Genomic DNA, 22,222 nt, shown 5'->3' with positions numbered 1-22,222 from the left:
CTCTAACGGTGTGCCGAGACGATCAGCGATTCCCAGAGGTCATACGCCCAGGCCGGTTCTTCGGGTTCGGCTGTCACTTCGACGATGTCCTCGTTCTGTTCGGCTTCCGTCTGGCCGCCGACAACCATGTATTTCTTCTCCCCTGGCATCACCATATTGAACCGTTCGCGCGCCTGCTGCTGGACGTAGGCGGAGTCCTCCCAGCGCTCCAGCTGGCGGGTGAGCTCGCGCTGTTGCTCCGACTGTAACTCCAGGTCGGCGCGGATTTCGCTGATCTCAGCTTGTTGCGTGAGGAACACGCGCAAAGTGGGGGCCACCACGATGGCGGAAATGAACAGCACCAGCACCAGCACGACGGCGTGGCCGGAGAAACTGCGGGCCGGCTTCACCACGCGGGGGCCGGAGTCTCGGGAATTCTTGTGACCGGTGGGGCGCGGACGGGCGGTGGCGGCGGCCCGGGCGCGGTTCAGCACCTGCTTGCGCTCCTGAGTGCGCTTGGCAGCGACCTTCTCGGCGGTGGAGTTCCAGGCTTCAGAAGCGCGCTTGGAGGCTCCGCTCGCGACCCGGCTGAGGCGATCCGTGACGTGGGAGGCCACGGGTGTCTGCGAGTGGTTTTTCGCGGCGTCGTCGGTGTCTTGCACCGTTTCGGCTGGTAATTCCGGTGCTTCTGCGGTGCTTGACGTCTCGGGGGTGTCCGGTTTCGGGTGCGCGCGCTCGGCTGAACGGGGCACGCGGGGTCGACGCGGTGGCATGGCACCTCCTCACCGGGGAAGCAGTATTCGCGGTCGGTCGCGGATACCAGAGGGGACACTGTGGTTCCCAGGGTAGCGAGGCAGGGTGCCCTGACGGGGTCACCGCGCCGTCGTGTCTCGAACTCTCAGCCTCTCGGCTCCTGTATCGAAGAGCACACGGGGTGCCGGACAACGTATCGTCCGGCACCCCGCGCGTGACTGGCCCGAATCATCATTCAGGACCAGCGCAGCTCATCAGCCCTGGTAGCGGGGGAAGGCGGAACGGCCGGCGTACACAGCAGCGTCAGCGAGCTCCTCCTCGATACGCAGCAGCTGATTGTACTTGGCTACGCGGTCGGAGCGGGCCGGGGCACCGGTCTTGATCTGGCCCGCGTTGGTGGCGACGGCCAGGTCGGCGATGAAGGTGTCCTCGGTCTCGCCGGAGCGGTGGGAGATCATGCAGTGGAACATGTGGCGCTGGGCCAAGGAGATCGAGTCGAAGGTTTCGGTCAGCGAACCGATCTGGTTGACCTTCACCAGCAGTGCGTTGCCAGAGGCCTCGTCGATACCGCGCTGCAGTCGCTCACGGTTGGTCACGAACAGGTCGTCACCCACCAGCTGCACCTTGTCGCCCAGGGCGGCGGTGAGCTTGGCCCAGCCGTCCCAGTCGTTCTCATCCAGCGGATCCTCGATGGACACCAGCGGGTAGTTCTCCACCAGCTCGGTGTAGTAGGCGATCATGTCCTCGGCGGTGCGCTTCTCGCCCTCGAAGGTGTACTTGCCCTTTTCACAGAACTCGGAGGAGGCGACGTCGAGAGCCAGCGCCACGTCCTTGCCCGGGGTGTAGCCGGCTTTCTTGATGGCGGTGGTGATCAGGTCCAGAGCGTCGCGGTTCGACGGCAGGGACGGGGCGAAGCCGCCCTCATCGCCCAGGCCGGTGCCGAGTTCCTTCTCCTGGAGCACCTTCTTCAGGGTGTGGTAGATTTCCGCGCCCCAGCGCAGTGCCTCGGAGAACGAGGGGGCGCCGATGGGAGCGATCATGAATTCCTGGATGTCGACGTTGGAGTCGGCGTGGGCGCCACCGTTGAGGATGTTCATCATCGGCACAGGCAACACGTGGGCGTTCGGGCCACCCAGGTACTTGAACAGCGGCAGGTCTGAGGCGGCGGCGGCGGCGTTGGCCACGGCCAGGGACACACCCAGGATGGCGTTGGCGCCCAGCTTGCCCTTGTTCTCAGAACCGTCGAGATCCAGCATCAGCTGGTCGATTTCGCGCTGGTCGGTGGCGTCGACACCGTAGAGCTCATCGGCGATCTCGTCATTCACGGACTGCACAGCCTTCAGCACCCCCTTGCCCAGGTAGCGCTTCTTGTCGCCATCGCGGCGCTCAACGGCTTCAAACTCGCCGGTGGAGGCGCCGGAGGGGACGGCGGCGCGGCCCACGGAGCCATCAGCCAGCAGCACCTCGACCTCAACGGTCGGGTTGCCGCGGGAATCCAGGATCTCTCGGCCGATGATCGCTTCGATCACGGGGGGAAATGTCATGATTCAGTCTCCTTGAAGGACGACGACGTGGAAGAGGCGATGCATGCCTCGGCCACCAGCTTACCGAGTCCAGCGGCGTGCGACGTAGCGTGAAAGCACGAGCCCACCCACCAGTCCACCGGCCAGTGGACCAGGAAGCCAGGGGAATGATCCCAGCCAATCCATGGGTTGGTCACCGGTGAGCATGAGGTTTAGGCCCACCCAGCCCGTCCCAGACAACAGCAAGCACACGACAACGATGGAAATTCTTGTCATCGCGCGAGTGGCCCAGCGATGCATCCACCGCGCAAGAACACACACAATAACTGACGCGCCAGCCCCCACCACGAGGCCAAAAGGTAAGGCGAACATTAAGACCAGCGCAGACCAGCTGACGGTGTCCACGACCTCGTAGTCAACGAAAATGTTGGCGAACACCAGATGGCCAAGTGCGAAGAGCACCGCCATGACAGCGCCGACACCGACCCCGAGGACGAGTAAGCTCCACCCAGAGAAGGCTGACTCCTCTCCATAGCGGCCAGCAAGATCGGGGACCGAGCTTCCTGCCGTTGTCATCGTCAGAAGCTGCTTTCGCGTCGGCCCCGCAGGTGCGCGCGCAGGGCGCGCTCCGGGTCGAGACCGCGAGCGCGCGCCGCCTGAACGAGGGCAAACAGGTCTTCACCGAGCTGTTCTTCATCGGTCAGGTCCACGGACAGTGGACCGACGTGTGGAGCAGGTAACGGATTAACGGGCTGGCGCCCGGCCCGGTCCACGGCCTTGGCCGCAGCGGCGAGCGCAGGCAGCGCGGCCGGTAGGTCGAAGACGGAGGTGACAGCACGGTCGCCTTCACGGCCCTCCGGGTGGTCCGCCCGTTCGGATTTTTTGATCCGCTCCCAGTTCTTCTCGACGTCGTCGATGGTGACCGCGCCGAGCTCGGATGCATCCAGCAGCTCACCTTCGGGGGTGAAGACGTGGGGGTTACGGCGGATCATTTTCTCGGTGATCGCCTCGGCCACGGTGTCCAGGGTGAACCCGCTGGCTTCGGTCCCGGATAGTTCTTCGGCGACCGCGGAGTGCAGCACCACTTGGAACAGCACGTCACCGAACTCCTTGCGGAGCGTGTCGTAGCCTGTGCGCTGAACCTCCGGTGCCGCATCCACTGCGGGCAGGGCCTCGATGGCCTCGACCGTTTCGTGGGCCTCCTCGATGAGGTACTCGGCCAGCTGGGCGTGGGTGAGTTCCCGGGTCCAGGGGCACCACCGCCGCAACTGCCGGGTCACCCACATCAGGTGGTCAACGGCACCGGGGGTCTCGCTCATGCTCGTTCGTCGGCTTCCTCGGCCTCGTCGAAATCCATGTCGACCAGGCGCAGTCCGGTGGATCCGGGTTGGTTGGCCTCGGCCTCGGCGACCGAGGACCAGGTATCCAGCAGGTACTCCAGCAACTCGTAGCGGGAGTCGTGATCCAGGAATGCCCCCTTGGCTGCATTGATCTGAAACTGCAGCAGGTCGGACAGCGAGTAGTCGTAGGTTTCGGCGAGCAGGTACAGCTCATCGGTCAGTGACACCCCGGAGACCAGGCGGTTGTCCGGGTTCACGGTGACGGTGAAACCCAACTGCACCAGCATGTCGATGGGGTGATGCTCCAGCACCGGGGTGGAGTCGTCTTCCGGGGCCGCCACCGCGCCGGTCTGCAGGTTCGAGGATGGGCAGATTTCCAAGGGGATCTCCCGGTCCAGCACCCAGGTGGCCAGGTGGCCGAGGTCGACGACGAGATCAGAGGCGTCACCGGTCTCGTCGTCGGCGGCGGTGACGGTGAGGTCGTCGGCGATGCGCACCCCATGGCCCAGGCGCAGAGCGCGCCCGTTCACCAGCGCGTCACGGATGGAGTCCAGGCCCTCGGATTCCCCGGCGTGCACGGTCACCGGGAAGCCCTGTTCGGCCAGCCAAGTGAAGGCCTCGGCGAAGCGCGAGGGCGGGAACCCGGATTCCGGTCCGGCGATGTCGAAGCCGACCACGCCTCGGTCGCGATGCCGCACAGCCAGTTCGGCGATTTCCTGCGAGCGGTCGTTCTGCCGCATGGCGGTGACCAGCTGGCCGACCTGGATACGGTGACCGCGCTCTGCGGCCTCTTCCACGCCGGCGTCGAGTCCGGCCTGCACCGCTTCCACGGCCTCGTCTAGGCTGAGCCCGGCTTCGGTGTGCTGTTCGGGAGCCCAGCGGATTTCGGCGTAGACGACTCCGTCTTCCACCAGGTCTTCGACGAATTCGCGGGCGACACGGGTGAGCGCCGACGCGGTCTGCATCACGGCGGTGGTGTGGGCGAACGTCTCGAGGTACTGCTCCAGGGTGCCGGCGTTGGCCGCTTCGGCGAACCACTCGGCGAGGGATTCGGTTGCGGGATCCACCGGCAGCGCGTGGCCGATCTCAGCGGCCAACTCGGCCACCGTATCGGGGCGCAGCCCGCCGTCGAGGTGGTCGTGCAGACTCACTTTCGGCAGGGCTGCGAGGTCTAGTTCCAGAGGGGTTGGCGGTTCGGGAGCGAAGGCAGTTTCAGTGCTGTTCTGAGTCACTCTTGGAGTCTACGGGAGCGGACTCCTCGCGGGCCACGGCTCGCGCCAGCACACGCTTGATCACGAAGTCGAGCCCGAAGCCGATGATGACGGCGATCACCAGGGCCAGGGCGATCTGCAGCAGGGTGTTTTCGAACCAGCCGGCGGTGAACCGACCGATGAGAATCGAATATGCGGCCCAGATCGCCGCGGAGACGACGTCGAGGGCTGTGAAACGCCACCAGGGGTACCGGCTGGCTCCAGCGGTGAAGTTTACGGCGACGCGGCCACCCGGAATGTGACGCGCCGTCGTAATGACCAGGGCCCCGCGGGTGGCCAGCGACTTTCGGGCCGCACCCACCGCACGGCGCACGGAGCGGGTGCGCATCCAGCGGAAGCGGCTCACTCCCACGCTGCGTCCGATCCAATACGCCACCTGGTCGCCACCGACCGCGCCCACCCAGCCGAGCAGGAAGAGCACGCCCAGATTCACGTCGATGTGGCCGGCCGACAGCGAGGCCAGGGCGACGATCACGGATTCCGAGGGCACCACGGGGAAGAACCCGTCGATGAAGCAGAGCAAGAAGACGGCCCAGGGCATCCACCAGGCGGTGGCCGCAGCGAGCACGGCGTCTTCAATGAACTGGAACACGGCGACAGTGTATCGGTTGAGGCGTTGGTCGCGCGCCTACAGGGCGGCCAGGATCAGGGGTCGGGATGCGGCGGAGTCCTCCGCACCGATGCTGACCGCCGAGCGCAGCGCCTCTTCGGCGCGGTCGAATCGCTCCGGGGTGTCCGTGCACAGGGTGAACAGCGGGTCCCCGGCGCACACCGTCTCCCCCGGTTTGGCGTGCAGGCGTACCCCGGCGGCTGCTTGTACCGGGTCTTCTTTGCGGGCGCGTCCCGCACCGAGGCGCCAGGCGGCCACGCCGACGTCGAGGGCGTCCAGCCGGGTCAGCATGCCGGAGGTGTCGGCGCGCACGGTGTGGGTGTGTTTCGGTGCCGGCAGGGCGGCGTCCGGGTCCCCACCCTGGGCACGCACCATGGCCCGCCAGGTGTCCATCGCGGTGCCATCGGCCAGCGCCCGGGCCGGGTCGGCGTCGGGTCGGCCGGCGGCGTCCAGCATGCGACGGGCCAGGGCCACGGTGAGTTCGATGACGTCGTCGGGTCCTCCCCCGGCGAGCACCTCCACCGATTCTTCGACCTCCATGGCGTTGCCCACGGTCAGCCCCAGCGGGGTGGACATGTCGGTAATCAAGGCAGACGTCGCCACCCCGGCATCCGTGCCCAGGCGCACCATGGTTTCGGCGAGCGCCCGGGCGTCGTCGAACGTCTTCATGAAGGCGCCGGTCCCACATTTCACATCCAGCACGAGCGAGTCCGTGCCCTCGGCGATCTTTTTGGACATGATCGACGAAGCGATCAGCGGGATGGATTCCACGGTTCCGGTGACATCACGCAGGGCATAGAGCCTCCGGTCAGCCGGGGCCAGCTGCGTGCTCGGGGCACAGATCACCGCGCCGACCTCGCGCAACTGTTGCACAATCTCCTCGGTGGTCAGCTCCACCCGAAAGCCGGGGATGGATTCGAGCTTGTCCAGGGTGCCGCCCGTATGGCCCAGCCCGCGCCCGGAGAGCTGCGGCACCGCTACCCCGAAGGAAGCGACCACCGCGGCCAGGGGCAGGGTGATCTTGTCGCCCACGCCGCCGGTGGAGTGTTTATCGGCGGTGGGCGCCGACACCGCGGAGAAGTCCATGCGGGTGCCCGAGTCGATCATGGCTTGCGTCCAGGCGGAGAGTTCCTCCGGGTTCAGCCCACGGAACACGATGGCCATGGCCAGCGCCGACATCTGCTCCTCGGCCACCACGCCGCGCAGGTAGGCCTCGAAGAGCCAGGTGACCCGATCGGCAGAAAGCGCTCCGCCGTCACGTTTGGTGGTGATCAGTTCGACGGCGTCAAAGGGCTCGGTTCCGCTCATCGGGGCGGCTCCTCTCGGGCTCAGGTCTGCAGGGTTCAGGTGCTCAGATGCTGGGGTCCGAAGGCGTACGGTAGCAGGGCCTCGATGCTCAGCGGCCCCTCGTTGGTGAGCACCAGCAACGCGGCGCCAGGCTCGGACGGGCGGAATTCGTAGAGTAACTGACGGCACCGCCCGCAGGGGGTAATCAGCTGCTGATCGGCGTCCAGACACACGACTGCGTGCAGTTCCGGGCGTATTCCCGAGGCGCGGCCGGGCACAAGAGTCAACTGGGATACCAGGGAGCATTCGGCGCACAGGGTGAGGCCATAGGAGGCGTTCTCCACATTCACCCCGGTGAGCACTTCGCCGGTGCCCGTGAGCCCGGCGGCAGCCACCGGATACCCGGAGTAGGGAGCATACGCCCGGTCCAGCACCCGGGCCGCCGCGTCCTGCAGCGCGCCCCAGTCCACGGTGCTGTCCGCCGTGCCTTCCGTCGCAAGGTCAGGCACTACTGCACTCCGGCCAGGGCTCGCAGCGCGGCCGCGGTGAAGATCCGCATGCCCACGCCAATCGCGCGCTCATCGGGAACATAGTCGCCCTGGTGCAGGTCGTAAATGCGCCCGCCGGGAGTGCGGGTACCCAGGCGCAGCATGGAGCCGGGCACCTGCTGGGTCATCCAGGCGAAATCTTCCCCGCCCATCGACTGCGGGGTCAGGGTAATGGCACGCGAGCCAATCTCGAATCGGGTGGCGTCCTCAATGAGGTCCGTCTCCGCCTCGGTGTTGACCACTGGCGGCACGCCGCGCACGTGGTCCAGTTCGACGTCCACACCATAGGGCGCGGCCACCTGTTTGACGACGTCGTCGAGCATCCGTCCGGCTGTTTCCCAAGCCTCGGCATCCAAGCAGCGCAGGGTGCCCGCCAGGTATCCGGTATTCGGGATCGCGTTCGGAGCGTGTCCGGCGTTAATCTCGCCCCACACCACCTGAGCGGCCGAGCGCACATCAATCAACCGGCCGAGTACGGCCGGCACCTGGGCGGCGATCTGGGCCAGGGCGTACACCAGGTCCTCGGTGAGCTGGGGTCGCGATGTATGGCCACCGCGGCCGTGCAACCGAATCCGGATCGTGTCCGCGGCAGAGGTAATAGCACCGATACGGGTACCAATGGTCCCGACGTCAAAGCGCGGCTCGCAGTGCGCGGCCAAAATCCGGGGTACTCCCTCGAGCACGCCCTGCTTAATCACCGACAGTGATCCGCCGGGCAGCTGTTCCTCGGCAGGCTGGAAGATGATCCGCACCCGCCCGGCCAGGCTCACCCGGCTCACATCCACCCCGGCCTCGCCCGCGGTGCCGGTCACCAGTCGGTGCAGCGCCAGCGAGGTGCCGAGCATGACGGCGGTGTGCATGTCGTGACCGCAGGCGTGAGCCACCCCCGGATTCACCGAGGCGTAGTCGAGTCCGGTGAGTTCCTGCAGCGGCAGCGCATCAATATCGGCGCGCAGCGCCAGCACGATCGGCCCGGAGCCGATGTCCACAAACAGTCCGGTGTCCTCGAGCTTCTCCGGTTGCAACCCGGCCGCGCGCAGCACGGTGAGCAGGCGTTCGGTGGTGCGGTACTCGTGATAGGAGAGCTCCGGGTGCTGATGGAGGTCACGGCGAACGGTGATGACGTCGTCCACCAGCTGCTCAATCAGCGGTGTCACCCGCGGCAGTCCAGGGTCATCTAAGACCGGACGCGGTGCCGTGGTGGGCTCGGTGTCGGAATCCATTCCCTTACCTTATCCACTGTGCGCGCCCCACCGTGTCACCAGCACGCCTCGTACGACTCAAGGCGTCACAGCACGTCGTTGTCGCCGTGCGCCTTCAGTGACTCCACGGCTTTCTTCACGGACTGTGCATGTTCGGTAGTGGTCACGAGCAGCGCGTCCCCGGTATCGACCACCACCACGTTTTCGACGCCGATCAGCGCGATCACCCGCGAGGTATCGGTGACGACGACGCCGGAGGCCTGGTCCGAGTACACGCGCGGGGTCTCCCCGATCACGGTGATCCCTGAACTGTCAGTAGCCGGGTTCAGCCGAGCAATCGCCGCGAAGTCGCCCACATCGTCCCAGGTGAAATCCCCCGGAATGACCGCCACATCGCCAGCATCGGCGGCCGGTTCCGCCACCGCATAATCAATAGCCGTCTTCGGCAGGTCGGGCCACACCCGAGCTATGACCGCGTCTCGTTCCTCGGTGTCCCAGACCTCAGCAATCTCGGTCACCCCGGCGTAGAGCTCCGGCTCGGTGGCCTTCAGGTGCTTGAGCATCAGGGCGACCGGCGCCACGAACATGCCAGCGTTCCAGAGGTACTCGCCACTGTCTACATAACTGCGGGCGCGCTTCTCGTCGGGCTTCTCCACGAAGGAATCCACCTCGTGCGCGCTCGGGGCACCCTCGACCTCCAGGGCCCGCCCCTGGTGGATGTAGCCAAACCCGGTGGCCGGGTAGGTGGGCTTGATACCGATGGTGACGATCTTGCCGTCGCCGCCACTGGCAGCGGTGGCCACCGCCTCGCGAACGGCCTGCTGGAATACCGGCACCGGGCCGATCACCTGGTCTGCGGCGAACGATCCCATAATGGTCTCCGGGTCGCGCTGGTACAGGATCGCCGCGGCAAGACCAATGGCAGCGGCCGAGTCCTTGGGTTCGGGTTCCAAAACCAGGTCCCTGGAATCCAGATCGGGTAATTGTTCCTGCACCGCATCCCGGTGAGCCTGCCCTGTGACAACCATCACTTGCGATCCGGCCAAATCTTCCAACCGATCAAAGGTCGCACGGATCAGCGTCTGCCCCGAACCGGTGAGGTCATGGAGGAACTTCGGAGCGGCTGCACGAGAGAGGGGCCACAACCGTGTTCCCACTCCTCCGGCCGGAATCACGGCGTAAAACCGGTCGAGTCCGGGGGTGGCGGACACGGGTACTGACATGGCCTCGGATGCCTCTGATCTGTTCACGTCCACCAGCTTAGGCGAGCACGCCGGAGCATTCGGGTCAACACGTTGACGTAATTTCCGCAACACCCTCTCGAGGGACTACCCTTGATCAGAAGGAGTGCAATTCGCACCGGCGTTCCTCTTGCAGATTCTCCACCTGTCTGCAGACGCCATTGCATCCTTTTTGGGGAGGTACAAAAGTGTCAACTGCGACAACCGCGCAGTCCCCCGCCTCGACGTCGAAGTCAGGCCGCGGGACACTTTATCGCGGCAAACAGGGAATGTGGTCCTGGGTGGCCCATCGCATCACCGGCGTGGTGATTTTCCTGTTCCTATTGGTCCACGTTCTCGATACCGCTTTGGTGCGCGTGTCGCCCGAGGCCTATGACGCTGTCATCGGCGTCTACAAGAACCCGCTGATGGCTGTCGGCGAGACCGGACTCGTGGGTGCGATCATCTTCCACGCGTTCAACGGCCTGCGCATCATCCTGGTCGACTTCTGGAAGGGCGGCACGAAACACCACAAGGGACTGCTGTGGGGCGTCCTTGTTCTGTGGATCGTCGTCTTTGCCGGATTCACTATCCGTCACCTGATGCTTGCCTTTGGAGGTCACTGAGCCATGAGCGCCACTGCAGAAGCAACCAATATCGCAGCACCGCGTTCGGGTCGGATCGACCCGAAGTACACGCGTAGCAAAGGCAAGTCCGGCAACTTTGAGATGCTGGCTTGGCTGTTCATGCGCCTGTCCGGCGTACTCCTCGTCGTGCTGATTTTCGTGCACCTCTTCTCGAACCTGATGGTCGGCGAGGGCATCAACGGCATCGACTTCGGTCTCGTGGCCGGCAAGTGGGCCTCCCCCATCTGGCAGATCTGGGACCTGGCCATGCTGTGGCTGGCGATGCTGCACGGCACCAACGGCGTACGCACCATCATCGACGACTACACCGAGTCGGACAAGGTCCGTTTCTGGCTGAAGATCGTCCTGTACGCCGCGTCCACCGCCATCATCATGCTGGGCACCCTGGTGATCTTCACCTTCGAGCCGTGCATGGTCGACTCCACCGGTCAGCTCCTGGATCGTAGCCCGTCATTCTGCTTCGACCAGGCCGCTTTCAACTAAGCGCTGACTGAGACCACAGACCCGAACCGACGCACACGCGCTTGAGTATTCGACTCATCACCGCACCGATCAGCTCTCACCGCTGAAGCGCATACGTCAGAAAGAAAGAATCGCACCAGATGCAAGTACATAAGTACGATGTCGTGATCATCGGGGCCGGTGGCGCCGGTATGCGCGCAGCCATCGAAGCGGGCCAGCGTGCTCGCACCGCCGTGCTCACCAAGCTCTACCCGACCCGTTCACACACCGGTGCCGCTCAGGGTGGCATGTGTGCCGCCCTGGCCAATGTCGAAGAAGACAACTGGGAATGGCACACCTTCGACACCGTCAAGGGCGGCGACTACCTCGTCGACCAGGACGCAGCCGAGGTCATGGCCAAGGAAGCCATCGACGCCGTGCTGGACCTGGAAAAGATGGGCCTGCCGTTCAACCGCACCCCCGAGGGCAAGATCGACCAGCGCCGCTTCGGCGGTCACACCCGCGATCACGGTAAGGCGCCGGTCCGCCGCGCTTGCTACGCCGCTGACCGCACCGGGCACATGATCCTGCAGACGCTCTACCAGAACTGCGTGAAGCACAACGTCGAGTTCTACAACGAGTTCTACGCTCTCGACCTGCTCATGGTCGACGAGGAAGCAACCCGCGAGGACGGCACCACCTACACGCAGAAGCGCGTGGCCGGTGTGGTCTCCTACGAGCTGGCCACCGGCGAGATTCACATCTTCCAGGCTAAGTCGGTTGTTTTCGCCACCGGCGGTGCCGGCAAGGTGTACAAAACCACCTCCAACGCCCACACCCTCACCGGTGACGGCATGGCCATCGCCTACCGTGCGGGCCTGCCGCTGGAGGACATGGAGTTCGTGCAGTTCCACCCGACCGGCCTGGCCGGACTGGGCATCCTCCTTTCCGAGGCCGCCCGTGGTGAAGGTGGCATTCTACGTAACTCCGAGGGTGAGCGTTTCATGGAACGTTACGCCCCCACCATTAAGGACTTGGCACCGCGTGACATCGTGGCCCGTTCCATGGCGGAGGAAGTCCGACAGGGCCGTGGTTGTGGCCCGAACAAGGACTACGTGCTGCTCGACCTGACGCACCTGGAGCCGGCGCACATCGACGCCAAGCTCCCGGACATCACCGAGTTCGCCCGCACCTACCTGGGCGTGGAGCCGTACACGGAGCCGGTGCCGGTCTTCCCGACCTGCCACTACTTCATGGGCGGTATCCCCACCAATATCAAGGGTGAAGTCCTCCAGGACAACGACACCGTCGTCCCCGGCCTGTACGCCGCGGGCGAGGTGGCCTGCGTGTCCGTGCACGGTTCCAACCGTCTCGGTACCAACTCTCTGCTCGACATCAACGTGTTCGGCCGGCGCGCCGGCATCTACTCGGCGGAATACGCCAAGGATGCTGACTTCGTGGAGCTGCCGGAGAACGGTGAGAACTTCATCGTCTCGGAGATCGAGAACCTGCGCGACGCCAGCGGCAACGAGAAGATCGCCGACCTGCGCGCCCGCCTGCAAGAAGTCATGGACGCCGACATGCAGGTGTTCCGCACCGAGGAGTCCATCCGCCGCGCTCTCGAAGAGATCGAGTCCCTGCGCGAGCGGTACAAGAATGTCGCCGTCCAGGATAAGGGCAAGCGCTTCAACCTCGACCTGCTCGAGGGCCTGGAGTTGGGCTACCTGCTCGACATCGCCGAGGCGATGACGCTGGCCGCCCTGGGCCGCAAGGAATCCCGCGGTGGTCACTACCGCGAGGACTACCCGGACCGCGATGACGAAAACTTCATGAAGCACACCATGATCTACCGCGATGAGAACGCGGAGATGGAAGGTGTCAAGGGAATCCGATTCGATACCAAGCCTGTCATCATGACCCGCTACGAGCCGATGGAGCGTAAGTACTAATGACTGCAACCTATGCCGAACCAGCCGAGCCGGCGTCCAAGATCGACCTGGGCAACGAGGCCGGCGGCGCCGGTGAAGTTCCTAGCTTCACCGTCACCGTTCAGGTACGCCGTTACCTGCCCGAGTCCTCCGAGGAGTCCTACTGGGACACTTGGGAGCTCACCATGTACGGCACCGACCGTGTGCTGGACGCCCTGCACAAGATCAAGTGGGAGCACGACGGCACCCTGTCGTTCCGCCGTTCCTGCGCCCACGGTATCTGCGGCTCCGACGCCATGCGTATTAACGGTCGTAACCGCCTGGCCTGCAAGACGCTGCTGAAGGACCTGGACCTGTCCAAGCCCATCACCGTCGAGCCGATCAAGGGTCTGCCCGTGGAGAAGGACCTGATCGTGGACATGGAGCCCTTCTTCCAGTCCTACCGCGAGATCATGCCCTTCCTGGTGTCCAACGGCCACGAGCCGACCCGTGAGCGCTACCAGTCCGCTGAGGACCGTGAGCGCTACGACGACACCACCAAGTGCATCCTGTGCGCCGCCTGCACCTCCTCGTGCCCGGTGTTCTGGACCGACGGCCAGTACTTCGGTCCGGCCGCCATCGTCAACGCTCACCGTTTCATCTTCGATTCGCGTGACGACGCGGGCGACCTGCGCCTGGAGATCCTCAACGACAAGGAAGGCGTGTGGCGCTGCCGCACCACCTTCAACTGCACCGAGGCATGCCCCCGTGGCATCCAGGTGACCAAGGCCATCGCCGAGGTCAAGCAGGCCGTGCTCGCCCGTTCCTTCTGATCGGCGTACCAGGCATCACGCAACAGGGGCCGTGGTCCGGATTCGTTCCGGACCACGGCCCCTGTCGTTTGTCGACGACTGGTGGTCGACGATATCTGGCTCTTCGCATTTAAGGGGGTAGCAGGGGTCTGAATCCACCGGCTTCGAGAAGACTTCTGGCGATGTAGTTCCTCAGATTCCTGAATCCTAGGGCTGTTCCACGTAAGTGCTCGAGTCGACCATTGATCGCCTCAGTAGGTCCATTGCTGGTGCCAGGACGATCAAAATACGCCAGAACATCAACCGCACGTCTTTTCAAAGTACGCCCCAGCTTCCGGATCTCTGTCAACGGCGCTGGTACACCGGCACTGATGTCGGCGATGAGTTTCTTCATCAACTCCCCACGCTGGCCCGGCTCGGGGTGGCGGTAGGCGGCGATCATGCGTTGATAGACACCCCAAGTGGCTTCCACCTGGACATGACGCTCATCAGCGAACACCGCATCAAGCCGGTCACGTTGCTTCTCCGTGAGCAGGACTTCTCCAGTGTGCAGAACCCGGCGAACACCATAAAGCGGATCCCCGGAACGACCACGCCGGCCCATGATGACACGCTGGACCCTGCGCCGGCACTCATCCAAGGCATGCCCGGCGAGTTGCACAACATGGAACGGGTCCATCACCGCACTCGCGTGGGGTACTTCCTCCGCAGCGGCGGTCTTGAACCCTGAGAACCCATCCATCGCGATCGCCTCAACGCGCTTCCGCCAGGCCTCGGGGCGGCCGGCCAGCCAGGACTTGAAGACTTGTTTCGAGCGTCCCTCGATCATGTCTAGCAACCGGGCTGGTCCGGTACCAGAACGGATCGGTGTCAGATCAATGATCACGGTGACGTACTTGTCTCCGTACCGGGTATGGCGCCAGACGTGTTCATCGACCCCGATAGTGCTCACATCCTGGAACCGGGCCGGATCATCAATCAATAGTCGTTTGCCTTCTGCCAGGATCGCGTTGTTCGCGGTATGCCAGGACACGCCCAGCCCTGCAGCAGCTCGAGAGATGGAGAGGTGATCGATCACGATCGCTTCCAATGCCCACCGGGTCCCTCGGTGGGAGAGTTTTGATCGTGGGATCGCTGCCTGGCTCAGATCTTCACGCCACTGATGCCCGCAATGCAGGCACTGCCAGCGACGGACCCGGACCAACAGTGTCGTGGGTCGGTGCCCGAAGGGCTCATGAGCCAGACGCCGAGAGATCGTTCCACGAGAGATCGCTTCAGCCCCGCACTGTTGGCACCACGGGTCAGGATCAACCCGTCGACATTCCAGCACGGCCCTGCCTCGGGTCAGGTGCTGGCCGGTGGCTTCGAGGCCGAGTTCGTTGAGTCGGCAAAATTTCGTCAGGTCAGGGGTTGAGAACTTATGCTGGGACATGTCGAGGTCTTTCGGATGGACGGTGTAGGAACTTCCATCATCGGAAGGCCTCGACCTTTATCCACGGACCGCCACGCCCAACCTCGAGCTCAACGCTGATCTACCCCCTCAAATGCGAAGAGCCCGATATCTCGTCGACGACCGCCTAGAAGACCCGGCGTGCCTGCTGCAGGTCCTTAGCGGACACGTAAGCGGGGGCGCCGGCGAACACCTGGGCACGGTCCTCAGACTCCTCCCAGGCCTTCTCGGCGGCCGCGAACTCTTCCGGGGTGCCCGCGTAGCTGACGAACCAGGTCAGCTGGGTGCCCTCTGGGTTGACCCAGCCCTGTTCGACGATGAAGCCGCGAGCCTCACGGGCCGGGATGACCTGACGAGTGAGGAACTCGATGAACTGGTCGATCAGGCCGGGATCCGTAGTGTAACGGCGCATCCAGGTGGTTTTGGTGGTGGTCTCGCTCAACGCGGTGCTCCCTTAGTTTGTGCGCGCCGGAGTCCCCGGTCGCGTCTTTGCTGATGTTCTCACCACGATAGCAACGAGCCCCGCCCGGGCAGTCGTCAGAGCCGGGCGGGGCTCGCAGTTCACGTGGTCAGCGCGGGACTGACCGGGGGCACGCGATCAGGCGCGTGCCTGTGGTGGGGTGGCGAAGTACTCGCGTACCGGTGCGCTGAAGGCCTTCACCAGCCAGAGGATGCTCACGAGCATCCAGATCACCGACACTACGGTGGAGGCGATCATCAGCGGCGACGAGACGGCGTAGTCGAGCCCGCCGCTAATCACCCCGAAGACGGTGTAGAGCAGACCGATGATTGCGAAGACGATACCGAGAATCCGCCCCCAGTTCTTGGCCAGGCTGACTCCGATGATGACCACGGTGTACATGATCAGCCCGACGACGCTGATCCCGATCACCGTGATCACGCCGATCATCATCGAAGCGTCCAGGAACTCCTCGATCTGGGCCTCCGTCAGCCCACCGGCGTCGCGCAGCTGCTGGGCGATGAGCTCCTCGTCCATCCCGGCGATGACGCCGATGATCGACGAGATGACATAGAGCACGGCGGAGATGATGGTCAGATTGCGGAGCGTCGCCAACGCCTTCGGCCGTTGCAGGGGCGCACCGTACTGACCCGCGGGCTGATACGCGGCGGTGTTGTACTTGTTACCCGGCTGCTGGCCACCATACTGGCTCTGCGGGTCCTGCTGCGGGGGCTGGGGGAATTCATTCGACATCTGAGTGTCTCCTCTGTTTTATCGGACGGTGGTGAGTGTCTTCCGGTGCCTTATTCGTAGCGCAAGGCTTCGATGGGGTCTTTCTTCGAGGCCCGTCGCGCCGGCAGGGTCCCGGCGAGGAACGCGATGGCGATAATCAGCGCCACGATGAGCAGCAGCTGCACGGGTTCGATGGCGAAGAGCGTCAACCCAGCGACCCCGGATAGCGGCCCGTTGACCAGGACGGCATTGCCGACCACCCCGATCAGCACGCCGAACCCGACACCGATCAGCGACCCCATCACACCAATCAGCACGGCTTCCATCGAGAACAGTCCGAAGACCTTCCCGTTGGACATGCCCAGCGCCTTCATCAGGCCGATTTCGCGGGTACGTTCCTGCACCGACATCAGCAGGGTGTTGACGATGCCAAACGACGCTGCCACCAGCGCGATGAGCGCGAAACCGTTGAGCACCCAGGTCACCGTGTTGATGATGCCCTGGATCATGCCCAGCTGGTCCTCCACCGTCATGCCGATGTACTCAGCTTCGAGCAGATCGGCTTTGACCTGGTCTTCGTTGGTTTCGATGTCATCGACGACGGCGATCGCTTGGATGTAGCTCTCGGGGACGTCGACGTCGAGCCCGGAGTTCTGCACCTCGTACAGCTCATCGTTGAGTGCCTGAGACGGCGTGGGGTTCGCACCGACACCGGAGAGCATTTGCTCGGAGACCCCGGAAATCTCAGCTTCCACCGTCTGCGGCTGCTGGGCCATGTCGGTCAGCCCGATCTGCACGGTCTCTCCGATCACGTCCTCGGCGTTGGCCTCATCGTCCACGCCGAGGGCGGAGAGCCAGGTGTCGGGCACGATGATCTGCAGCTCATCGGAGTCTGGGGCGGAGCCGGCGAGCAGCTCCATGCCGTTAGTGTCCGAGGGGTAGCCCAGCTGGTCCAGAGCGTACTTGGTGCCATCCGGGACCTCGATGAAGTCCGCGGAGACGAAGACCAGCGGGTTGACCTCGACGATATTGTCGATTTCGGAGATCGCCTCGATGTCGTCATCATTCAACGACGTCATCCCCCATTGATCCCCGGAGGACGCTGCAGACTCCTCGTATTCCACGGGCTCTCCAGATCCGGCCATCGGATTGGATTGCTGCTGGCCGGACATCACGTAAATCTGGTTGGTGTCACCCACGCCTTCGACGATCTGGTCGACATATTTGTTGATGCCAGCGCCGAGCCCCGAGGTCAGGGTGAGGGTGAAAGCGCCTACCACGATGGCGACGACCGTGAGGAAGGTGCGCAGCTTCGAGCGCATCGTGTTCCCCAGTGCGGAGGTGATGACGTCGGTGGTTTTCACTGTTGCCCCTCCTCGATGATCGCGTGGCGGCCGGTGGCGGGTCCGGTGGAGACTGGGGTGACACGCTCTTCGACGATTTCGCCGTCCTGCATGATCAGCTGGCGCTGGCATTTAGCGGCGAGGTCGTCGTCGTGGGTCACCACCACGAGGGTGATGCCCTGGTCGCGGTGCAGGCCGAAAAGAATGTTTTCCACGATCTCCGAGGTGGCGGAGTCGAGGTTGCCAGTGGGCTCGTCGGCGAACAGTACGGAGGGGTTGTTGACCAGGGCTCGTGCAATGCACACGCGCTGCTTTTGGCCACCGGAAAGGTCCGTGGCTTTGTTCTTGGCCTTGTCGGCCATGTCCAGCTTCTCGAGCACTTCCATGCCACGGCGCTTGCGCTCGGCGGAGGACACCCCGGCGATCTTCAGCGGCAGGATCACGTTCTCCAGCACCGTCTGGTTGGAGTTGAGGAAGAACTGCTGGAAGACGAATCCGAAGTCGGCGTTGCGGACCTGGGAGACCTCTTTGGGCTTCAGGTTCGATACGGGGCGGCCGTTCATGGCCACCACGCCGTCGGTGGGCCGGTCCAGCAGCGCCAACAAGTGCATCAGCGTGGATTTACCGGAGCCGGATTTACCGACGATCGCCACGGATTCGCCGCGCTGGATCTGGAAGGTCAGGCCTTTGAGCGCGTCGAAACGCGACTGGCCGGTTCCGTAGATCTTGATGAGATTCTCGGTCTCCACCAAGGGTTCGGTCGACGGCGCGGGGCCATCAACCGGAGTGGGCGCCACATGAGACATGTTGGTTGCTCTCTCCTGGAAAGTGTGAAAAAACTACTTCTTCAGCATGCCATTCCAGCGGCGGAGGCACATCCACCCACAGGCGGAGATCATGTCATGAGCGAACAATGACGATGTGCACGCCCGCCCATGACACCTTGTCACATGGCTTGGATTGAGGCCGCGGGAGCCGGCGGCAGGAAACCAACCTTGGCGAAGACATCCGCCAGCACCGGAGCCGCCACCGAGCGGGCCTTGGCGGCGCCGCGGGCGAGCAGACGGTCCAGCTCGGCCGGGTCGTCCAGCAGCTCCAGGGCGCGAGTGCGCACTGGCTCCAGCGCGGCCGTGGCAGCCTCGGCTAGGTCCACCTTGAGATGGCCATACATCTTGCCTTGGTAGTCCTGTTCCAGCTGCTCAATCGAGGTGCCGGTCAGAGCGGAGAAAATGGTCAGCAGGTTGGAGACTCCCGGTTTGTTCTCCTTGTCGAAGACAATCTCGGTGCCGGTATCGGTGACCGCGGACTTGATGCGTTTGGCAATGACCTTCGGCTCGTCCAAGATGTTGATCAGCCCGTTGGGCGACTCGGCTGATTTGGACATTTTCGACGTCGGGTTCTGCAGGTCGTAGATGCGCGCACCGGTCTCGGGGTAGAACCCGGTGGGGACCACGAAGGTCTCGCCATAACGGGAGTTGAACCGCTGGGCGAGGTTGCGGGTGAGCTCCACGTGCTGACGCTGGTCATCACCCACCGGAACGCCCTGCGGCTGGTACAGCAGAATATCGGCGGCCATCAGCATCGGGTAGGCCAGCAACCCCACACCGGCGGCGTCGGCTCCCTGCTTGGCGGATTTGTCCTTGAACTGGGTCATCCGCATGGCCTCGCCCATGCCAGTCATGCAGGTCAGCACCCAGGCCAACTGGGCGTGTTCGGGAACATGGGACTGTACGAACAGCACGGAGCGCTCGGCGTCAATCCCCCCGGCGATGAACTGTGCCGCGGCCACCCGTGTGCGCTGCGCGACCGAGGCGGGATCCTGGGGGGTGGTGATCGCGTGCAGGTCCGGGATGAAGTAGAACGCGTCGAAGTCGTCCTGCACCTTCGTCCAGTTCACTAGCGCGCCCAGGTAGTTTCCCAGGTGCAGCGAGTCGGCGGAGGGCTGCATGCCGGAGAGCACCCGGTGCCGGTCGGAGACACCCGTCAGGTGGGCGGTGGCGGAGAGATCCGTGGCCAGCACATCGGCGGGGCTGAGGCGCTGCAGGGACGAGGAAGTATCGGTCATGATGTCTTTCGCGAAGGATGAGCGGAGGCGGGTCAGAATTGGAAGTCGACGACGAGCGGGGCGTGATCGGAGAACCGGGTGCCCCAGCTGGGCGCACGGTCGACCACGGATTTGGTGGCCAGCGCGGCCAGCTCTGGGGTGGCCATCTGGTAGTCGATGCGCCATCCGGTGTCGTTATCGAAAGCCTGACCACGCATGGACCACCAGGTATAGGGCCCGGGCACGTCTCCGGCCAGCGAGCGCGCGACATCGACGTAGCCCAATTCCTCGCCGAAGAACAGGTCAAAGTAGGCGCGCTCCTCGGGCAGAAATCCCGACTTCTTGACGTTGCCCTTCCAGTTCTTGATGTCGTTCTGGGTGTGCCCAACGTTCAGGTCGCCGGTGACCAGTACGTGGTTTCCCGTCGCGCGCAGTTCACCCAGGCGCCGGATCATTTCGTCCAGGAACCGGTACTTGTCGATCTGTTTCGGGGTGTCGGCCTCACCGGAGTGCACGTAGGCGGAGACGACCGTCAGCACCTTGCCGTCGGGAGCGTTCACATCGGCTTCGACCCAGCGGCCGGCCTCGCTGAAGTAAGAGTCAGCATCATTCAGGTGGGCCCGGGTATCGATCAAGGGGAAACGGGAGGCGATAGCCACTCCGGCGCGGCCCTTGGCCGCAGCAACGGCGTCGTGCACGTGCGCTTCGTCCCACTCTTTTGCGGTGATCTCGTCGATGAGAGTGCGGGTAATGTCGGCGGGTGCGCGGACTTCCTGCAGGGTCATCAGATCCACGCCACGGCCGGCAAACCAGTCGGTCATGCCTTTGCGGTGTGAGGCACGGATGCCGTTGACGTTGATCGTGGCGATACGCAGCGCACCATCGGCTTTGGGATCGTGGGCGTTCGCGTGGATCACGGGTTCTGCGGGGGTTTCAGTCTGCGTCGATTCACTCACCCTGACAGCATACGTGGTCTGCCATCCCCGCTCCGTGGTGTGTCCGCCACACCCGAGGTGCCTTAGTTGATGACGTCGCCGGAGATCGGCGGTTCGCTGTCGTTGTTCCGTTGCTGCGCACGATCGGGGTTGATCATGTCGCGCGCATTGGAGGAGGTCATGGCGATGGTTTCCAGGGCGCGTTCGATCATCTGTTGGTCGGCCTCGGCACCCTTGCGGAGTTCCTCATTGACGACGCGGGTCTGTACCTCGACGATCTTGAAGGAGTGGTCCAGCTTGGAGTCGCGCATCGGATCACCTGCGGGCTGTGCTGAGGCGGTGTCGGCGCGCTGGGCGTTCTGTTGGGCTGCGAAGGTGGCTTGGGCGTTCTTGACCTGATTGTTCACCGCGCGGGCACCGCGGCGCACGAAGAGCACGACGGCGGTGGCGAGGATCAACCAGCCGGCGGAGATGGCGACGACCAGCCAGCCGATGATGTGGTTCTGATTGGCGGCAAAAACGATCGCCACCAACAGCACTGTGATCATCACGGCGAAGGTGATTTTCGAGCCCAGGCCGGCGGCGGCGCGGGAAGCGGGCGAGGAGGACGAAGCGGATTCCACGGACTGCATGGTGTCCAGTATCGCCCATCAGCGGGGTCGGGAACGAATTCTGAGCCTCCGCTCCGCCCAGGGCTGATCAAGGATCGGAGGGATGCAGCACGTGGGCGGGTAGCGCCTGGGCGATCTCCATCATCACCGCGGCCGGGCGAGACAGCCGGGCGCGGGCATTGCAGACCATCACCACATCCAGACTGCGCACCCGCGGGTGTAGCCGGCGCACTTCCAGCGGTTGCCCGGTATAGGTGCGGTCCCCCGCCGGACGCTGAGTCAGAATGGCGTATCCCAGCCCCGCCCCCACCATGGACCGGCTCACTTCGAAGTCGGTGGTGCGGTAGGCGATGGTGGGGGTGATGCCTTCAGCGGTGAACAACAAGAAGGTATTCTCCCGGCTCGGCGAAATATCCAGCATGATCATGGGCTCAGAGGCCAACTGGCGCAGGGATACGGTCGCTTGCTCGGTCAACGGGTGATTCTGCGGTAGCACCGCGTGCGGAGTGAATCTTCCTAGCGGCACCGTCCGAAGCCCCGCCGGAAGGTTCAAATCGTACGCCACCGCCAGGTCCAGATCCCCGGAAAGCACCCGCTGGCACATCTGCTCTTGGGATCCCGTGGAAAATTCGACTTCAACGCCGGGATGCTTCCCAGCTACTTCGGCCAGCAGGGGCGTCAGCACCGTGGGGCCGAGCGAAACATAAGATCCGATGGACAGTCGCCCGTGAACATCCCCCTGGGAACCGCGCGTGGACTGCTCGATCTCCTCCGACAGTGACATCAGCGTGCGCGCTTCCTCGGCCACATGCACTCCGGTCGGCGTCAGGGTCACCCCATGCGCTTTGCGCCGAATCGTGAGCGTGGAATCCAGCGCCCGCTCCAGCTCATTCAAGGCGCCGGTCACCGCCGACGCCGAGAGCCCCAGCTGACGGGCAGCCTGTGCAATGGACCCGGTTTCCGCCACCGAGAGCAGCGCCTCCATCTGCCGCAGCGTGAATCGTGGCATGCGCACCTTCCTCTGCTCACACGGCGAACACCTCAGGAAAACCGTGGTTGGTGTTATCTAAATACCAGTTTACGTGCGGTGTGAGTCGGAACACAATG

General features: G+C 64.1%; 23 protein-coding genes. 4 read left to right on the top strand and 19 right to left on the bottom strand.

What is annotated here, in order from left to right; genetic code table 11:
• Positions 1-2 precede the first annotated feature (2 nt).
• The 10 genes from P8192_RS04405 to P8192_RS04360 all read right to left on the bottom strand — a co-directional run bounded on the left by P8192_RS04405 (position 3) and on the right by P8192_RS04360 (position 9,736).
• Positions 3-752, bottom strand: coding sequence for an FtsB family cell division protein (locus tag P8192_RS04405; protein WP_278158781.1), 750 nt, complete (start codon positions 750-752; stop codon positions 3-5).
• A 234-nt stretch (positions 753-986) separates the two neighbouring features.
• Positions 987-2,276, bottom strand: a complete 1,290-nt coding sequence (gene eno, locus P8192_RS04400; protein WP_270105952.1) for a phosphopyruvate hydratase — start codon at positions 2,274-2,276, stop codon at positions 987-989.
• A 60-nt stretch (positions 2,277-2,336) separates the two neighbouring features.
• Positions 2,337-2,831: a hypothetical protein gene (locus P8192_RS04395; protein ID WP_278158779.1), complete on the bottom strand. Its 495-nt coding sequence runs from the start codon at positions 2,829-2,831 to the stop codon at positions 2,337-2,339.
• A gap of 2 nt (positions 2,832-2,833) precedes the next feature.
• Positions 2,834-3,574: a MazG nucleotide pyrophosphohydrolase domain-containing protein gene (locus P8192_RS04390; protein ID WP_278158777.1), complete on the bottom strand. Its 741-nt coding sequence runs from the start codon at positions 3,572-3,574 to the stop codon at positions 2,834-2,836.
• Positions 3,571-4,827: an adenosine deaminase gene (locus P8192_RS04385; RefSeq protein ID WP_270105955.1), complete on the bottom strand. Its 1,257-nt coding sequence runs from the start codon at positions 4,825-4,827 to the stop codon at positions 3,571-3,573. The genes P8192_RS04390 and P8192_RS04385 overlap by 4 nt, the downstream gene beginning before the upstream one ends.
• Positions 4,808-5,458 (bottom strand): DedA family protein, encoded by a 651-nt coding sequence (locus tag P8192_RS04380; protein WP_278158774.1) that lies wholly within the window; start codon positions 5,456-5,458, stop codon positions 4,808-4,810. Before P8192_RS04380 ends, P8192_RS04385 begins: the two co-directional genes overlap by 20 nt.
• Before the next feature lie 36 nt (positions 5,459-5,494).
• Positions 5,495-6,784 (bottom strand): thymidine phosphorylase, encoded by a 1,290-nt coding sequence (locus P8192_RS04375; protein ID WP_278158771.1) that lies wholly within the window; start codon positions 6,782-6,784, stop codon positions 5,495-5,497.
• A 35-nt stretch (positions 6,785-6,819) separates the two neighbouring features.
• Positions 6,820-7,272 carry a cytidine deaminase gene (locus P8192_RS04370; protein WP_278158769.1) on the bottom strand — a complete coding sequence of 151 codons (453 nt, stop codon included), beginning with the start codon at positions 7,270-7,272 and terminating at the stop codon, positions 6,820-6,822.
• A complete protein-coding gene (locus P8192_RS04365; RefSeq protein WP_278158767.1) occupies positions 7,272-8,534 on the bottom strand; it encodes an amidohydrolase in 1,263 nt (420 codons plus the stop codon). The genes P8192_RS04370 and P8192_RS04365 overlap by 1 nt, the downstream gene beginning before the upstream one ends.
• Before the next feature lie 65 nt (positions 8,535-8,599).
• Entirely contained in the window at positions 8,600-9,736 is a 1,137-nt protein-coding gene (locus P8192_RS04360) for a mannose-1-phosphate guanylyltransferase (RefSeq protein ID WP_278159730.1), read from the bottom strand.
• A gap of 206 nt (positions 9,737-9,942) precedes the next feature.
• Here P8192_RS04360 and sdhC point away from each other — a divergent pair, with 206 nt between their 5' ends.
• The 4 genes from sdhC to P8192_RS04340 all read left to right on the top strand — a co-directional run bounded on the left by sdhC (position 9,943) and on the right by P8192_RS04340 (position 13,561).
• Positions 9,943-10,359 (top strand): succinate dehydrogenase, cytochrome b556 subunit, encoded by a 417-nt coding sequence (gene sdhC / locus P8192_RS04355; protein ID WP_278158765.1) that lies wholly within the window; start codon positions 9,943-9,945, stop codon positions 10,357-10,359.
• Positions 10,360-10,362: 3 nt separating this feature from the next.
• The gene (locus P8192_RS04350) at positions 10,363-10,863 is read left to right on the top strand and encodes a succinate dehydrogenase hydrophobic membrane anchor subunit (protein WP_278158764.1); all 501 of its coding nucleotides are present in this window, start codon (positions 10,363-10,365) and stop codon (positions 10,861-10,863) included.
• Positions 10,864-10,982: 119 nt separating this feature from the next.
• Entirely contained in the window at positions 10,983-12,770 is a 1,788-nt protein-coding gene (gene sdhA, locus P8192_RS04345; RefSeq protein WP_278158762.1) for a succinate dehydrogenase flavoprotein subunit, read from the top strand.
• Entirely contained in the window at positions 12,770-13,561 is a 792-nt protein-coding gene (locus tag P8192_RS04340; protein ID WP_278158760.1) for a succinate dehydrogenase iron-sulfur subunit, read from the top strand. The genes sdhA and P8192_RS04340 overlap by 1 nt, the downstream gene beginning before the upstream one ends.
• A gap of 109 nt (positions 13,562-13,670) precedes the next feature.
• Here the strand turns inward: P8192_RS04340 and P8192_RS04335 are convergent, their stop codons facing one another.
• The 9 genes from P8192_RS04335 to P8192_RS04295 form a co-directional block, all read right to left on the bottom strand.
• On the bottom strand, positions 13,671-14,972 hold the full coding sequence (locus P8192_RS04335; RefSeq protein ID WP_278158124.1) for an ISL3 family transposase: 1,302 nt from the start codon (positions 14,970-14,972) through the stop codon (positions 13,671-13,673).
• A gap of 145 nt (positions 14,973-15,117) precedes the next feature.
• Positions 15,118-15,432, bottom strand: coding sequence for a hypothetical protein (locus P8192_RS04330; protein ID WP_278158758.1), 315 nt, complete (start codon positions 15,430-15,432; stop codon positions 15,118-15,120).
• Between the two features lie 156 nt (positions 15,433-15,588).
• Positions 15,589-16,203 carry a hypothetical protein gene (locus P8192_RS04325; protein ID WP_278158756.1) on the bottom strand — a complete coding sequence of 205 codons (615 nt, stop codon included), beginning with the start codon at positions 16,201-16,203 and terminating at the stop codon, positions 15,589-15,591.
• Positions 16,204-16,253: 50 nt separating this feature from the next.
• Complete coding sequence (locus tag P8192_RS04320; protein ID WP_278158754.1) at positions 16,254-17,546, bottom strand: ABC transporter permease; 1,293 nt, start codon at positions 17,544-17,546, stop codon at positions 16,254-16,256.
• Positions 17,543-18,331, bottom strand: a complete 789-nt coding sequence (locus P8192_RS04315; RefSeq protein ID WP_278158752.1) for an ABC transporter ATP-binding protein — start codon at positions 18,329-18,331, stop codon at positions 17,543-17,545. The genes P8192_RS04320 and P8192_RS04315 overlap by 4 nt, the downstream gene beginning before the upstream one ends.
• A gap of 140 nt (positions 18,332-18,471) precedes the next feature.
• Positions 18,472-19,590, bottom strand: a complete 1,119-nt coding sequence (trpS, locus tag P8192_RS04310) for a tryptophan--tRNA ligase (RefSeq protein WP_278158750.1) — start codon at positions 19,588-19,590, stop codon at positions 18,472-18,474.
• Between the two features lie 32 nt (positions 19,591-19,622).
• Positions 19,623-20,486, bottom strand: coding sequence for an exodeoxyribonuclease III (locus P8192_RS04305; protein ID WP_278159728.1), 864 nt, complete (start codon positions 20,484-20,486; stop codon positions 19,623-19,625).
• A gap of 101 nt (positions 20,487-20,587) precedes the next feature.
• Positions 20,588-21,136: a hypothetical protein gene (locus P8192_RS04300; protein WP_278158749.1), complete on the bottom strand. Its 549-nt coding sequence runs from the start codon at positions 21,134-21,136 to the stop codon at positions 20,588-20,590.
• A gap of 67 nt (positions 21,137-21,203) precedes the next feature.
• The gene (locus P8192_RS04295) at positions 21,204-22,124 is read right to left on the bottom strand and encodes a LysR family transcriptional regulator (protein ID WP_278158748.1); all 921 of its coding nucleotides are present in this window, start codon (positions 22,122-22,124) and stop codon (positions 21,204-21,206) included.
• Positions 22,125-22,222 lie beyond the last annotated feature (98 nt).

The organism is Citricoccus muralis (assembly GCF_029637705.1).
GTDB lineage: Bacteria > Actinomycetota > Actinomycetes > Actinomycetales > Micrococcaceae > CmP2.
The sequence above is the reverse complement of the archived record's forward strand: the minus strand, read 5'-3'. Positions and strand labels throughout refer to the sequence as shown.

What these genes read in the sequence shown, in the direction of transcription:
- P8192_RS04405 (WP_278158781.1), bottom strand. Translation starts at nt 752, where the DNA reads ATGCCACCGCGTCGACCCCGCGTGCCCCGTTCAGCCGAGCGCGCGCAC.
- eno (WP_270105952.1), bottom strand. Translation starts at nt 2,276, where the DNA reads ATGACATTTCCCCCCGTGATCGAAGCGATCATCGGCCGAGAGATCCTG.
- P8192_RS04395 (WP_278158779.1), bottom strand. Translation starts at nt 2,831, where the DNA reads ATGACAACGGCAGGAAGCTCGGTCCCCGATCTTGCTGGCCGCTATGGA.
- P8192_RS04390 (WP_278158777.1), bottom strand. Translation starts at nt 3,574, where the DNA reads ATGAGCGAGACCCCCGGTGCCGTTGACCACCTGATGTGGGTGACCCGG.
- P8192_RS04375 (WP_278158771.1), bottom strand. Translation starts at nt 6,784, where the DNA reads ATGAGCGGAACCGAGCCCTTTGACGCCGTCGAACTGATCACCACCAAA.
- P8192_RS04365 (WP_278158767.1), bottom strand. Translation starts at nt 8,534, where the DNA reads ATGGATTCCGACACCGAGCCCACCACGGCACCGCGTCCGGTCTTAGAT.
- P8192_RS04360 (WP_278159730.1), bottom strand. Translation starts at nt 9,736, where the DNA reads ATGTCAGTACCCGTGTCCGCCACCCCCGGACTCGACCGGTTTTACGCC.
- P8192_RS04350 (WP_278158764.1), top strand. Translation starts at nt 10,363, where the DNA reads ATGAGCGCCACTGCAGAAGCAACCAATATCGCAGCACCGCGTTCGGGT.
- sdhA (WP_278158762.1), top strand. Translation starts at nt 10,983, where the DNA reads ATGCAAGTACATAAGTACGATGTCGTGATCATCGGGGCCGGTGGCGCC.
- P8192_RS04340 (WP_278158760.1), top strand. Translation starts at nt 12,770, where the DNA reads ATGACTGCAACCTATGCCGAACCAGCCGAGCCGGCGTCCAAGATCGAC.
- P8192_RS04335 (WP_278158124.1), bottom strand. Translation starts at nt 14,972, where the DNA reads ATGTCCCAGCATAAGTTCTCAACCCCTGACCTGACGAAATTTTGCCGA.
- P8192_RS04325 (WP_278158756.1), bottom strand. Translation starts at nt 16,203, where the DNA reads ATGTCGAATGAATTCCCCCAGCCCCCGCAGCAGGACCCGCAGAGCCAG.
- P8192_RS04315 (WP_278158752.1), bottom strand. Translation starts at nt 18,331, where the DNA reads ATGTCTCATGTGGCGCCCACTCCGGTTGATGGCCCCGCGCCGTCGACC.
- trpS (WP_278158750.1), bottom strand. Translation starts at nt 19,590, where the DNA reads ATGACCGATACTTCCTCGTCCCTGCAGCGCCTCAGCCCCGCCGATGTG.
- P8192_RS04300 (WP_278158749.1), bottom strand. Translation starts at nt 21,136, where the DNA reads ATGCAGTCCGTGGAATCCGCTTCGTCCTCCTCGCCCGCTTCCCGCGCC.
- P8192_RS04295 (WP_278158748.1), bottom strand. Translation starts at nt 22,124, where the DNA reads ATGCCACGATTCACGCTGCGGCAGATGGAGGCGCTGCTCTCGGTGGCG.